This is a genomic window from Enterobacter sp. UCD-UG_FMILLET, from assembly GCF_000762975.1.
GTDB lineage: Bacteria > Pseudomonadota > Gammaproteobacteria > Enterobacterales > Enterobacteriaceae > Enterobacter > Enterobacter dykesii.
In genome coordinates, this window is the sequence record NZ_JRJC01000036.1 from 648,031 (window position 1) to 662,169 (window position 14,139).

General features: G+C 53.2%; 13 protein-coding genes. 7 read left to right on the top strand and 6 right to left on the bottom strand.

Annotation, left to right across the window (positions count from 1 at the left end; translation table 11 throughout):
* Positions 1-33: 33 nt before the first annotated feature.
* Together tssB and LA04_RS24870 are read right to left on the bottom strand one after the other, a co-directional pair.
* Complete coding sequence (gene tssB, locus LA04_RS18015; protein WP_047652612.1) at positions 34-528, bottom strand: type VI secretion system contractile sheath small subunit; 495 nt, start codon at positions 526-528, stop codon at positions 34-36.
* Between the two features lie 632 nt (positions 529-1,160).
* Complete coding sequence (locus LA04_RS24870) at positions 1,161-1,301, bottom strand: hypothetical protein (protein ID WP_162531704.1); 141 nt, start codon at positions 1,299-1,301, stop codon at positions 1,161-1,163.
* Positions 1,302-1,313: 12 nt separating this feature from the next.
* Between LA04_RS24870 and lpxP the strand changes: the two genes are divergently transcribed.
* Positions 1,314-2,234, top strand: a complete 921-nt coding sequence (lpxP, locus tag LA04_RS18020) for a kdo(2)-lipid IV(A) palmitoleoyltransferase (protein WP_024907634.1) — start codon at positions 1,314-1,316, stop codon at positions 2,232-2,234.
* A gap of 358 nt (positions 2,235-2,592) precedes the next feature.
* Positions 2,593-2,664, top strand: a complete 72-nt coding sequence (gene ypdK, locus LA04_RS25315; protein WP_126330041.1) for a membrane protein YpdK — start codon at positions 2,593-2,595, stop codon at positions 2,662-2,664.
* Positions 2,665-2,717: 53 nt separating this feature from the next.
* On the opposite strand, the gene alaC is transcribed toward ypdK, so the two are convergent.
* A complete protein-coding gene (gene alaC / locus LA04_RS18025) occupies positions 2,718-3,956 on the bottom strand; it encodes an alanine transaminase (protein ID WP_047652613.1) in 1,239 nt (412 codons plus the stop codon).
* A gap of 387 nt (positions 3,957-4,343) precedes the next feature.
* On the opposite strand from alaC, the gene LA04_RS18030 reads away from it, so the two are divergent.
* The gene (locus tag LA04_RS18030; RefSeq protein ID WP_047652614.1) at positions 4,344-6,050 is read left to right on the top strand and encodes a sensor histidine kinase; all 1,707 of its coding nucleotides are present in this window, start codon (positions 4,344-4,346) and stop codon (positions 6,048-6,050) included.
* Between the two features lie 3 nt (positions 6,051-6,053).
* Entirely contained in the window at positions 6,054-6,779 is a 726-nt protein-coding gene (locus tag LA04_RS18035) for a LytR/AlgR family response regulator transcription factor (RefSeq protein WP_047652615.1), read from the top strand.
* A gap of 35 nt (positions 6,780-6,814) precedes the next feature.
* Here the strand turns inward: LA04_RS18035 and glk are convergent, their stop codons facing one another.
* Positions 6,815-7,780: a glucokinase gene (gene glk / locus LA04_RS18040; RefSeq protein ID WP_047652616.1), complete on the bottom strand. Its 966-nt coding sequence runs from the start codon at positions 7,778-7,780 to the stop codon at positions 6,815-6,817.
* A 205-nt stretch (positions 7,781-7,985) separates the two neighbouring features.
* Here glk and LA04_RS18045 point away from each other — a divergent pair, with 205 nt between their 5' ends.
* Entirely contained in the window at positions 7,986-9,221 is a 1,236-nt protein-coding gene (locus tag LA04_RS18045) for an ion channel protein (RefSeq protein ID WP_047652617.1), read from the top strand.
* Here the strand turns inward: LA04_RS18045 and ipdC are convergent, their stop codons facing one another.
* Positions 9,222-10,880: an indolepyruvate decarboxylase gene (ipdC, locus tag LA04_RS18050; protein WP_047652618.1), complete on the bottom strand. Its 1,659-nt coding sequence runs from the start codon at positions 10,878-10,880 to the stop codon at positions 9,222-9,224.
* Between the two features lie 185 nt (positions 10,881-11,065).
* Between ipdC and mgrA the strand changes: the two genes are divergently transcribed.
* Positions 11,066-12,064 (top strand): L-glyceraldehyde 3-phosphate reductase, encoded by a 999-nt coding sequence (mgrA, locus tag LA04_RS18055; protein ID WP_047652619.1) that lies wholly within the window; start codon positions 11,066-11,068, stop codon positions 12,062-12,064.
* A 127-nt stretch (positions 12,065-12,191) separates the two neighbouring features.
* Complete coding sequence (locus LA04_RS18060) at positions 12,192-12,533, top strand: DUF2502 domain-containing protein (protein ID WP_047652620.1); 342 nt, start codon at positions 12,192-12,194, stop codon at positions 12,531-12,533.
* Positions 12,534-12,565: 32 nt separating this feature from the next.
* Here LA04_RS18060 and LA04_RS18065 read toward each other — a convergent pair whose 3' ends face one another.
* On the bottom strand, positions 12,566-13,804 hold the full coding sequence (locus LA04_RS18065) for an Nramp family divalent metal transporter (protein WP_047652621.1): 1,239 nt from the start codon (positions 13,802-13,804) through the stop codon (positions 12,566-12,568).
* Between the last annotated feature and the right edge of the window lie 335 nt (positions 13,805-14,139).

A 14,139-nucleotide genomic window follows, 5' to 3' on the forward strand; every position in this document is an offset into this window, starting at 1 on the left:
CTTGATTAATCCGTTGAAACAGCGTGATGGTTACTATTTTCTTGATGCAAGTGCGGATAGTTCATTTCGCAGTTCAGCACTAAGGGACTGGTCCAGAAGGATTTTTTCCAGCTCTTTTCGGAAGGTCTGGTTATCCAGCAAATTGGCCTTCAGATCGCGGAGCAAATTGCGCATCGCCAGCATCGCCTTCAGCTGCGGTATCTGAGCGGCCACCTGCTCTGGCGTAAAATCTTTCATACTCTGGAAAGTCAGCTGAACATTTTCCTCACCACCATCATCAGAGAGCGTATTTTTAACGGTTAGATTAAGTTTTGGGGAGTATTCAGAAAGAACACTGTCGAAATTATTTTTCGTGATGTTAACTTTCTCACGCTCAGATATTTGAGCAGACTCTTGCCCATTGCTGAAATCACCCGCAACCAGTAATTTCAGCGGTAATTCCATTTTCTTGCCTGCCCCGCCTGTATGCAGATCAAGCTTCAGGTTAATACGTGCCTTAGGCACCTCATTCTGAAAACTGTCAGCCATCTCATCATCCCTCTTTGTTTTTGCTACGCCAAATTCACGGTATCGTTCTTGATGCGCAATATTAGAATAATGATCGACACAAAATCAAATACACAGATCTTTTATCCGCAATGAGAAATTTCTTAAGAATTTTCCACCAATATATTATTGCGGATTATCCACTCACCTCAGGGAAAGACACTGCTTTTTTCACGCAAAGTGAATATTTGTACCGTAAGAAGGATCGTAACCTGAGAGATGCTAATAAAACCATCTTATTTTGACTTGCATCACAACATGATATTAAAAAAAGATGAAGGAACGGAAACAGGTTATTGTAAGCAGATAAAGTAAAGAGGCTAATCAATTAAGAAGAGTGACGAATTGATTGATGACATGAATAATAAATAAGAATTTTCACAAAGAAAATTCTTATTTATTATTCGAAGGAAAATAAAATGTCGATGCGGGTCCGAAAATAAACACTGCTGCTCTTTTGTCGGCCCACTCCTCCTTGCGCAAAGACTTCAGTTCTCCTCTCAGGCATGAAAACTGCTCTCCTTTCTGGAGTTTATACAGTGTAAAATCAAAAACCTCCCGGATCGCCGCTTTTTTAATCAAAAACGAGTAATAGCACATATCGTATAACGGTGCTACATTACGCCGCCCGCCCAAATCAGCAGTGGCCAGGCAACGCCGCCGTAAAGTTCGGTAAAGCCTGCAACCATCACCTTGAAGAACGGTCTTATCGGCACGTCGTATCGCAAACTCTGCGCTACCTTTACAGGCTTCACATAGGTTCTACTATTTTGTCTCAATCCAAATTTCAACGCGCGTTTTTACACCCGCGTTACTGGTTTACATGGTTTGGCCTTGGCGTACTCTGGCTGCTGGTTCAACTTCCCTACCCTGTCCTGCGCTTGCTGGGGTCGAAACTGGGCAGCGCTTCCCGCGTTTTCCTGAAACGTCGCGAATCCATCGCGCGTAAAAATATTGAGCTTTGTTTTCCGCAGTACAATGCCGAAGAGCGCGAAAAACTCATCGCTGAAAACTTCAAGTCTATCGGCATGGCGCTGCTTGAAACCGGCATGGCCTGGTTCTGGCCTGATGAGCGTGTCCGCAAGTGGTTTGACGTGGAAGGACTGGATAATCTGAAACGCGCGCAGATGCAAAAACGCGGCGTGATGGTCGTCGGCGTTCACTTTATGTCGCTGGAGCTGGGAGGCCGCGTGATGGGGCTTTGTCAGCCAATGATGGCAACTTACAGACCGCACAACAGTGCTCTGATGGAGTGGGTGCAGACGCGAGGCCGCATGCGTTCCAATAAGGCGATGATCAGCCGTAATAACCTGCGCGGTATGGTCGGAGCTCTCAAGAAAGGAGAGGCTGTCTGGTTTGCCCCCGATCAGGATTATGGACGTAAAGGTAGCAGCTTTGCGCCTTTCTTTGCGGTTAAAGATGTTGCGACGACTAACGGCACCTTTGTCATTTCTCGTTTGTCAGGTGCCTCCATGCTGACCGTAACGATGGTGAGAAAAGCAGATAAATCAGGCTATCGTCTGCACATCTCTCCTGAAATGGCTAACTATCCGGAAAACGAGTGCGAAGCCGCGGCGTTTATTAATAAAGTCATCGAAACTGAAATCATGCGTGCGCCAGAGCAGTATCTGTGGATGCATCGTCGTTTTAAAACACGCCCTCTTGGCGAAGCCTCGCTCTATATTTAAGCCTTTCATTAAGGTTAGTTTCGCTAAGAAACTAACCTTTTCAATCACCTGTCATCCCGTTAAGAAATCGTCTTTCATTGCGTCGCCCAAAGTGAATTTATTGCGAAGTGAAATCAAACTGTCGCCGTTCCACGACACTCGTAAGTGACGGAAATTATTTAAAAAAATCCCTCTTGTCACCCCTCATTTTTAAGCGTACATTAGCGCCGTCTGGCAACAGGAAAGCACAGAATTCTGAGCTGGAGTGAGCGGCGTAACGGGAAAATTCTCATTTCCGTTTTGACCGGATTTCAGTTCTCTATAATCAGGTGGACTCTGTTTTTAAATGCGTACCACAAGATACGCGGAGCGATGAAACGTGAAATATTTCTTTATGGGCATGTCGGTGATTGTTTTAGTCTGGGCCGGAACCTTTGCCCTGATGATCTAGTGAAGAACATGCAGTCAAAAAAACAGGAGCCATCGGCTCCTGTTTTTTTTATGTCATGACGATGCGGGATGTTCAGCGGCGCTCTTTGAGGTCAGAAGACCGTCGGCCCGGAACATACTCTTGATGCCCCTCACCGCCTGACGAATACGATCGCTGTTTTCAATCAGGGCAAAACGCACATGGGTATCGCCATAATCACCAAAGCCAATGCCCGGTGATACGCACACCTTCGCATCCTGCAGCAGCTTTTTGGCAAACTCCAGCGATCCCATCGTCGCATAGGGCTCCGGAATCTTCGCCCAGACGTACATGGACGCTTTCGGCATTTCCACCATCCAGCCCGCTTCATGCAACCCCTTTACCAGCACGTCGCGGCGGCGCTTATACTGGGCGGCAATCTCGTGAACGCACTGCTGATCGCCTTCCAGGGCAGCGATAGCCGCGACCTGCAGCGGCGTGAAGGTACCGTAGTCGTGATAACTCTTAATGCGCGCCAGGGCACTCACCAGCGTTTTGTTACCCACCATAAAGCCAATACGCCAGCCCGCCATGTTGTAGCTTTTCGAAAGGGTGAAGAACTCTACCGCCACATCACGCGCGCCCGGGACCTGCATGATCGACGGGGCTTTCCAGCCGTCATAGACGATATCAGCATAGGCTAAATCGTGAACCACCAGCACGTCATAACGCTTGGCCAGGGCTACCACTTTCTCGAAGAAATCGAGTTCCACGCACTGCGCCGTTGGGTTCGACGGGAAACCGAGGATCATCATCTTAGGTTTCGGATAGCTTTCGCGAATCGCACGTTCCAGTTCGTTAAAGAAATCGACACCTTCCACCAGCGGCACAGAACGGACCTGCGCCCCGGCAATCACCGCGCCGTAGATGTGAATCGGGTAGCTTGGATTCGGCACCAGCACCGTGTCGCCATGATCCAGCGTGGCCAGCATTAGGTGTGCCAGCCCCTCTTTCGAGCCGATGGTGACAATCGCTTCACTTTCCGGATCGATATCAACCTGATAGCGATCCTGATACCAGCGCGAGATCGCGCGACGTAACCTGGGAATACCGCGAGAGGTTGAGTAGCCGTGCGTATCTGGGCGCTGGGCAACCGTGCAGAGCTTCTCAACGATATGCGGTGGCGTTGGGCCGTCAGGGTTACCCATGCTGAAATCGATAATATCTTCGCCGCGCCGACGCGCAGCCATTTTCAGTTCAGCAGTGATATTGAAAACATAAGGGGGGAGACGATCGATACGCGTAAAACGGCGTTCAGGACTGAATTCAGCCATAGATTCCTCAGATTAACGTTAGCGCCCGGACCGTCCGAGCGACGCTGCCACCGATGTGGCATGCTTAGAAAAATAACCTGAAAAAAATCATGCTGTCGAGAGGGAAATGAAAAAAAAGCGATCGTCTGAAAACAGGAACCCGGCTGAGCCTAAAAGCGGAAGCCTTTGTTTCGGGATCGGCTTTCTGGTAGCTGTTATTTAACAGGACGATATCAAACCAGTTACCTGAGGATGCGCCGTTAAGAAAAAAACAGGACGCATCGGTCATGGCCAGATAATCCCCTTTGAAAATTATGGTTTATCCTCATTTGATAAACCTGACGGATAGCTGGTCAATACGCGTCAGGTTTTTTATCATAGTTCTTTCCCGTTTTCCCAGGTCTACTCGTGCACGAAATATTCAATATGCTCCTGGCGGTTTTTGACCGTGCGGCATTAATGCTGATTTGCCTGTTCTTCCTCATTCGCATTCGCCTGTTTCGCGAGCTGTTGCACAAATCAGCCCACTCGCCAAAAGAGCTGCTGGCCGTTACCGCCATCTTTTCGCTGTTCGCCCTGTTCAGCACCTGGTCCGGCGTGCCGGTAGAGGGTTCGCTGGTAAACGTGCGCATTATCGCCGTCATGTCCGGCGGCATTTTGTTTGGTCCTTGGGTCGGCGTTATTACCGGCCTGATTGCCGGGACGCACCGCTACCTGATTGATATCGGTGGCGTAACGGCGGTGCCGTGCTTTATTACCAGCATTATCGCCGGGGTGCTTTCCGGCTGGATCAGCCGCAAAATCCCGAAAAAACAGCGCTGGCGCGCCGGGATCGTCGCAGGCATGGTGTGCGAAACGCTGACCATGATCCTTGTCGTCGTCTGGGCCCCCACCACCGCGCTGGGGCTGGATATCGTCTCGAAAATCGGTATTCCGATGATCCTGGGCAGCGTGTGCATCGGTTTTATCGTGCTGCTGGTGCAAAGCGTTGAAGGGGAAAAAGAGGCCAGTGCCGCCCGTCAGGCCAAGCTGGCGCTGGATATCGCCAACAAAACGCTGCCGCTCTTCCGCCACGTTAACGCGGAATCGTTGCGTCAGGTCTGCGAAATTATCCGCCACGACATCCACGCTGACGCTGTCGCCATCACCAATATTGACCACGTGCTGGCCTACGTTGGCGTCGGGGAGCACAACTATCGCGACAATGATGACACTATTAGCCCGACCACCAGACAGGCGATCAACTACGGTAAAATCATTATTAAAAACAATGACGAAGCCCACCGAACGCCGGAAATCCACTCCATGCTGGTCATCCCGCTGTGGGAGAAAGGCGTCGTGACGGGCACGCTGAAAATTTATTACTGCCACGCGCATCAGATCACCTCGACGCTGCAGGAGATGGCCATCGGCCTGTCGCAGATTATCTCCACCCAGCTTGAGGTTTCGCGGGCGGAACAGCTGCGCGAGATGGCAAATAAGGCAGAACTGCGCGCGCTGCAGAGTAAAATCAATCCCCATTTCCTGTTTAACGCGCTGAACGCTATCTCCTCGTCCATTCGCCTTAATCCGGACACCGCGCGCCAGCTGATTTTTAACCTGTCGCGCTATCTGCGCTACAACATCGAGCTGAAAGATGACGAGCAGATCGATATCAAAAAAGAGCTTTATCAGATCAAGGACTACATCGCGATTGAGCAGGCCCGCTTTGGCGACAAGCTCACGGTCATTTACGATATTGATGAAGAGGTCAACTGCGTGATCCCGAGCCTGCTTATCCAGCCGCTGGTTGAAAACGCGATTGTTCACGGTATTCAGCCCTGTAAAGGCAAAGGCGTCGTCACCATCAGCGTCACCGAAAGCGGCAACCGGGTGCGGATTGCCGTGCGCGATACCGGCCACGGAATTGATCCTAAAGTCATTGAGCGCGTGGAGTCTAACGAGATGCCGGGGAATAAAATCGGCCTGCTAAACGTGCACCACCGGGTCAAGCTGCTTTACGGCGACGGGCTGCATATTCAACGTCTTGAGCCGGGCACAGAAATTGCTTTTTACGTTCCGAATGAGCGCTCTCTCGCGCATACAACGACATCACTATTGCCCCAGGTGGAGTGACCCATGAAAGTTATCATCGTAGAAGATGAATTCCTGGCTCAGCAGGAGCTCACCTGGCTTATCAAAACCCACAGCCAGATGGAGATTGTGGGCACGTTTGATGATGGTCTGGACGTGCTGAAATTTTTGCAGCATAACCGGGTCGACGCCATTTTCCTGGATATCAATATCCCGTCGCTGGATGGCGTATTGCTGGCGCAAAACATCAATCAGTTTGCCCATAAGCCGTTTATTGTGTTCGTTACCGCCTGGAAAGAGCACGCCGTAGAGGCCTTCGAGCTGGAGGCGTTTGACTATATTCTTAAGCCTTATCAGGAGTCGCGGATTGTCAGCATGCTGCAAAAGCTGGAGGCCGCCTGGCAGCAGCAAATCGCTCCCGCCAGCCCGACGGTACGCGAAAACGACACCATAAATCTGGTTAAAGACGAGCGCATCATCGTGACCCCGGTCAACGATATCTATTACGCCGAAGCGCACGAAAAGATGACGTTTGTCTATACGCGGCGGGAATCTTACGTGATGGCGATGAATATCACCGAGTTTTGCAGCAAGCTGCCTGCGTCGCACTTTTTCCGCTGCCACCGGTCATTCTGCGTGAATTTAAACAAGATCCGCGAGATCGAACCGTGGTTTAACAACACCTACATTTTGCGTCTGAAGGATCTGGATTTTCAGGTGCCGGTAAGCCGCAGCAAGGTGAAAGAGTTTCGTCAGCTGATGCACCTGTAAAGAAAAGGCCCTCTCCTGCGGGAGAGGGCTCTGCATCACAGGATTTGACCGAGAACCTGACGCAGATGGGCTCCGGAACCCAGCAGTCCTGGGTTGTCATGCACGATCAGATAAACCGGAATGTCCTGCACGTAGCTTCTGAAACGCCCTTTATCTTCAAACCCGCCGCGGAAGCCGGAGGCTTTAAAGAACTCCAGGAAGCGCGGCACAATTCCGCCCGCGATATAAACGCCTCCGAAGGTGCCCAGCGTCAGCGCCAGGTTGCCGCCAAAGCGTCCCATAATCACGCAGAACAGCGACAGGGCACGACGGCAGTCAATGCAGCTGTCCGCCAGCGCGCGTTCGGTGACGTCTTTCGGCTGCAGGTTTTCCGGCAGACGACCGTCTGACTTCACAATCGCCCGATACAGGTTCACCAGCCCCGGCCCTGAAAGGACGCGCTCGGCGGAGACGTGGCCGATCTCCGCGCGTAACTCTTCGAGGATAATGCCCTCTTCTTCACTGTTTGGCGCAAAGTCTACGTGGCCGCCTTCACCCGGCAGGCTTACCCAGCGCTGAGCAACATGCACCAGATGCGACACGCCCAGACCGGTACCGGCCCCGTAGACCGCAATCGGCTTGCCTTCGACCGGTTCAGCGCCGCCAAACTGGATCAGATGCTCAGGCTTCAGCATCGGGATCGCCATGGACACCGCGGTGAAGTCATTGATGATTTCAAGATGCGCAAAGTCGAGGTTTTTTTTCATCTCGGCGATAGAGAATGCCCAGGTATGGTTGGTCATGGCGACCCAGTCGCCGGTTATCGGGCAGGCTATCGCGATGCAGCCGTCTTCAACGCTCACCTGATGCTCTTCCAGATAGACGCGGACAACGGCCTCAAGGCTTGGATAATCCAGTCCTGAGTAGGTTTTCGCCCGGGAAATCTCACCGCTACTAACATCGCACAATGCAAGGCGCGCGTTCGTGCCGCCCACATCACCTACCAAAGCATACTTTGTCATTCTTCTACTGCTCCGCTAAAGTCAGAATAAATCTTTGGGACACTGTAAATTCAAGGCGTGATAACAACAACGGCCATAAGGTGAATGCCCATGGATTATCGATCTTCGTCACAGAATAACTTTACCGTTTCAGCACCTTTTGCACTATTGCCATAAAGCTTAATGTGCAAAGTAACGTAATACCGTTTTGTACAAGGAAATCATCATGCTCCACCCGCGAGCCAGAACCATGCTGTTGCTGGCAATTCCGGCGCTAATTATTGGCGTGGCCTCAAGTCTGGTGCTCATTGTTGTGATGAAAGTCGCGTCGGTGCTGCAAGCCATGTTATGGACAGCGCTTCCGACAAAACTGGGCGTCAGCACTGATTCTCCTGCCTGGATCATTGTGATGCTGACGTTGACCGGTATTGCGGTAGGCCTGGTGATCCGTTTCAGTCCCGGCCATGCAGGGCCAGACCCGGCGCAGGAACCGCTGATTGGCGCCCCTGTTCCCCCTTCGGCACTGCCCGGGCTGCTCATTGCGTTGATTATCGGTCTGGCCGGCGGCGTCAGCCTGGGGCCGGAGCATCCGATTATGGCGGTGAATATTGGCCTGGCGGTTTTCCTCGGCTCACGGATTTTGCCCCGCGTCGGCGCGCTGGACTGGACCATCCTCGCCTCCGCAGGCACCATCGGTGCGCTTTTCGGCACGCCCGTCGCTGCCGCACTGATCTTTTCGCAGACGCTCAGCAGCAATAACGACGTCCCGCTGTGGGATAAGCTGTTTGCCCCGCTGATGGCCGCAGCCGCCGGGGCGTTGACGACCAGCCTGTTTTTCCATCCCCATTTTTCACTCTCCTTCCCCCACTACGGCCAAATGCAGATAGCCGATATTTTCAGCGGCGCCATCGTCGTCGCGATCGCCATCGCGCTGGGAATGGTGGCGGTATGGTGTCTTCCTCGCCTGCACCGGCTGATGCATAAACTCAAACACCCGGTGTTAGTTCTGGGGGCTGGTGGTTTGATCCTCGGTATCTTAGGGGCAATCGGCGGAACGGTGACATTGTTCAAAGGTCTGGACGAGATGCAGCAGTTGGCCTTCAGCCAGGTGTTTAGCGTGTCCGACTATCTGCTGTTTGCCGCGATCAAGCTGGGCGCGCTGGTGGTGGCGGCCGCCTGCGGTTTCCGCGGTGGACGCATCTTCCCGGCGGTCTTTGTCGGCGTAGCGCTGGGGCTGATGCTGCACGAACACGTCGATGCTGTGCCTGCGGCCATTACCGTCTCCTGCTCTATTCTGGGGCTGGTTCTGGTTGTCACGCGCGACGCGTGGCTCAGCCTGTTTATGGCTGCGGTGGTGGTACCGGATTCAACGCTTTTCCCCCTGCTATGCATCGTGATGTTGCCCGCCTGGCTCCTGCTGGCGGGCAAACCGATGATGATGGCCTGGCGAAACGACAAATAATCAGGCGCTATTGCGCGCTTCCAGCGCTTTGGTGATCGCCCCCAACAGCGGCGGGATATCCGCTTTCGGCAGCATCACCTCAATCAACGAGAGCCGCTCGTGGTGCGCCACTTTTTCAAGGACGTCCGCCAGCTGCTCCGCTTCACTGACCCGCCAGCACTGGGCCTGAGGATCAAGGCTCAGGGCCTGCGGGATTTGCGTCCAGTTCCATAGCGCAATGTCGTTATATCGCTGTTCCGGCCCGTGGATCGCTCTTTCCACCGTGTACCCTTCGTTGTTAAGGACCAGAATGATCGGGTGTTGTTTATCCCGCAGCATCGAGCCAAGCTCCTGTATGGTGAGCTGCGCCGCGCCATCTCCCGTCAGGACAATCACGCGCCGGTTCGGGCAGGCCGTTTGTGCGCCAAACGCCGCCGCCAGCGTATAGCCAATCGATCCCCACAGCGGCTGGACGATAAAATTTACGTCAGCCGGCAGACGAAGGTCGATCGCGCCGAAGGCCGAAGTGCCTTGATCCGCAAGGATGATGTCTCCCGGGCGGATAAACGTCTGCAACGTTTTCCAGAAATTCTCCTGCGTCAGCGAGCCATCCGGCTGCGGATATTCCATCGCGCTTTGAGACGACGGTACCGGCATATCGTGCACGTGCTGTTTACAGAGCTCTACCAGCGTTTCGATTGCCTGAAGCATGGGGATGCCGGTAAACCAGACGTCACCGACGCGTGAGGCATGAGGCTGAACTTCAATTGTTTGTGACGGGGTTAGCTGATGCGTGAAGCCGGCGGTCAGTGTATCGGTAAATCGCGTCCCAATGCACAGCACCGTGTCTGCCCCTTCAATCGCCTCTTTTACCGCATCGGCGCTCGCCGAACCGCTGTATGTGCCGTAAAAACCGGCGTGACGCTCGTCAAATATGCCTTTACCCATCAGCATAGTGGCGTGCGCCATCGGCACGTCCTTGACCCATTTCTGTAGGGCATGCTTCAGGCCGTGGCGCAGCACAAGGAAATCAGCCAGGAGCGCAGTACGCTTGCTCATGGTCAGCTTGTTCTCAGCGGCATCCCGAAACGCTTTCAGGCAGGCGCTATCGGCATGCGCGTGTTTGAGAGTGAGAGCGTTTACAGGAGGCGTGGCGGCTTTTTTTGCCACATTGGCAGGCAGCATCAGATAGCCGGGGCGGCGTTCCCGGAGCATGGTAGTTAATACCCGGTCAATCTCGTAACAGGCGTTTTGTTCAGTCAGAATCGCCTGTGCAACGGTGATCGGCTCGCTCATATGGTAAAAGTGACGAAACTCACCGTCGCCCAGCGTATGGTGCAGCAACTCTCCTCTTTGCTGCGACGCCGTACCCGGCGCGCCTACAATATGCAGTACCGGAACGTGCTCAGCGTAGCTGCCCGCAATGCCGTTCATGGCGCTCAACTCTCCTACACCAAATGTCGTCAGCAGCGCGGCAAAGCCCTTACATCGGGCATATCCGTCTGCGGCATAAGAGGCGTTTAACTCGTTGGCACAGCCCACCCAACAGATATCCGGGCTGTCTATCACGTGGTCGAGAAACTGCAGGTTATAGTCGCCCGGCACGCCAAACAGATGATCGGCTCCACAATCTGTAAGACGGTCCAGCAGGTAATCGGCGACGCAGTATGGGGTACGCATGAACAGGTATCCTTCTAATGTTGACCTCACCTTGAGTATTAAATAAGCGTGATGACTGTCCAGAATTGGCGATAAGAAGAGCATGGAAAGAATGCTTTACAAAAAAGGCTGCGCTATGCTGCTTTTTTTCACGTTCATGTAAACGCATACACTGATTTTTTTCTTCAGCGCCAGAGGTCATGAGAATGGGTTATCAGCCGGACAAAAATCGTTATCGGACAATGGAGTATCGTCGCTGCGGGCGAAGCGGAATCAGGTTGCCCGCCATCTCGCTTGGGCTGTGGCATAACTTTGGCGACACCACGCTTATCGAAAACAGCCGTCAACTTTTACAGCGCGCGTTCGATCTGGGCATTACGCATTTCGACCTTGCCAACAACTATGGCCCGCCGCCGGGATCGGCCGAACGTAATTTCGGCCGTATTTTGCAGGAGGATTTCCTGCCCTGGCGCGACGAGCTGATCGTCTCTACCAAAGCAGGTTATACCATGTGGGAAGGCCCTTACGGCGACTGGGGGTCACGTAAATATCTGCTGGCAAGCCTCGATCAAAGCCTGAAGCGCATGGGGCTGGAGTATGTGGATATCTTCTATCATCACCGTCCTGACCCACAAACGCCGCTGCTGGAAACCATGAAAGCGCTTGACCATGCGGTGCGCCAGGGAAAAGCCCTCTATGTCGGGTTATCCAACTACCCTGCAGAACTGGCCCGCAAGGCGATTGATATCCTTGACGATCTCGGTACCCCCTGCCTGATCGACCAGCCGAAATACTCTATGTTTGAGCGTGCGCCGGAAGAGGGGCTGCTGAACGTGCTGCAGGAAAAAGGAGTCGGCTGCATTCCCTTCTCGCCGCTAGCTGGTGGACAACTGACCAACCGCTATCTCAACGGCATTCCGGCAGACTCACGCGCGGCAAGCGGCAGTCAGTTCCTGAACCCTGACCAGATCACCGAAGAGAAGCTGGAGAAGGTAAGAAAGCTGAATGCCATGGCGGAAGAGCGCGGTCAGAAGCTGTCCCAGATGGCGCTGGCCTGGGTATTACGCCATGAGAATGTGACGTCAGTGCTGATTGGAGCAAGTAAAACGGCGCAGATTGATGATGCCGTGGGGATGCTGGAAAACCGCCTTTTCTCTGCAGAAGAACTTGTCCGTATTGACACGATCCTGACCAGCTCAAAATAGAATCAATTTTAGCAAAAAGTGCTCCCACCCAGGAATTCGGAGTTGAGGCGATGAAACGAGGCTTTACCAACTCGTAATATTGCGTTAACAGGCCCCACAAGGGCCCCGATCGTGAAGGAGAAAGAGTATGTTCAGGTCACTGATTCTTGCAGCGGTATTACTGGCTTCAGCCCCGCTGGTCGCCAATGCGGGCGAAATCACCCTGTTGCCATCAGTAAAATTACAAATTGGCGATCGTGACGACTACGGCAGATACTGGGACGGTGGCTACTGGCGCGACCGTGACTACTGGAACCGTCACTATGAGTGGCGCGGAGACCGCTGGTGGAAACATGATAACGGCAGACACCGCGGCTGGTATAAAGACAACGCATACGAGCGCGGTTACCGTGAAGGCTGGAACGACCGTGACGACCGCCGCGGCGGCTGGGGTCGCGGGAAAGGTCATGGTCACGGCCATCACCACTAATAAAAAAGGAGCCATGGAGGCTCCTTTTTTTGTTAAAGACCCAGTGCGGTTCCCACCAACAACCACAGGTTCAGCGCAACGACCACCACCACGATGGCCCACCCGGTCCGTTTCACCAGCGTTGAGTTAACCAGTTCGCCCATCAGGTTTTTGTTGCTGGTAAAGATCAGCAGCGGCACCAGCGCCAGCGCGATACCAAAGCTCAGCAGCACCTGGCTCATAACCAGAATTCGCGTAGGATCGAGCCCCATCAGAATCACGATAAATGACGGCAGCATGGTAACGGAGCGACGAACCCACAGCGGAATATGGAAGCGGACAAACCCCTGCATCACCACCTGGCCTGCCAGCGTGCCCACCACCGTAGAAGAAAGACCGGCAGCCACCAGGCTGAGACCAAATATCGTGGCGGCAGCATGGCTCAGTAAGGGCTCAAGCGTGAGATAGGCCTGGTCGAGATCGGCAATACCGGTGTGGCCGTTAAAGTGGAAAGCGGCGGCAGCGGTAGCCATCATCGCCAGATTGACAAACCCCGCGATGGTCATGGCAATCGCCACGTCCCATTTGGTAGCGGAGTAACGCTCTTTGCGCGTTCCACCATGGAGATGCTGGGTCAGCGAGGAGTGAAGGTAAATCACATGCGGCATGATGGTCGCCCCCAGTACCCCAGCGGCCAGGAACACTGCTTCCGAGGTTGGCAGGCTTGGGATTGCCATTCCTTTAGCGAGCTGCGCCAGGTTCGGCTGTGAGAAAATCAGCTCGACAATATAGGCCGCCGCGACAAACAGCAGCAGACCGCCGATAACCTTCTCCAGCGGTTTTTGACCACGACGCTGCAGCATCAGGATCAGGAAAGTGGCAATCCCGGTCAGTACCGCCCCCTGCAACAGCGACACGCCCAGAATCAGTTTAAAGCCGATCGCTGCGCCGATAAATTCAGCGAGGTCTGTGGCCATGGCGATGATTTCCGCCTGAACCCAGTAGAGCCAGACGGCCGGACGCGGATAATGGTCGCGAATTTGCTCTGCCAGGTTTTTACCCGTGGCAATCCCCAGCTTTGCAGAGAGCATCTGAATCAGCATCGCCATCAGGTTAGCCCAGACGACCACCCAAAGCAGCTTATAGCCGAAGCTGGCCCCGGCCTGAATATTGGTCGCAAAGTTACCTGGATCGATATAGCCAATGGCAGCGATGAACGCAGGTCCCATTAATGCGAACCGCAACTTGCGCGCGGCTCTGCCACTGCTACCCTCTACGCGACTGTTTGTCATTTCTGCCTCTGAAATATAGCCTTTGCTATGTTTAATGCTATCAAAATGAGAATGATTATCAAGATCATTTATGATGTTTACAGTGATTTCTCTGATAGCTTTGAACGATAGACGGGCGGGTAAGTGGGCGTTCAAACAGAAACTGAATTGCGCGCGCTTTTGTGAAGACTAGCACACAAACTTAACTTTTCACTCATTTACCTAACATAACAAAAATGTATTGTGGATCACTATTTTTGAGACTCGTCACAGGATGTAACTATAGTGTGTCCTCGATCTCGTTTTCTTTTCGCTTGTTACATAGAATGTGCACGAAAATTAAACCTGCCTCATAT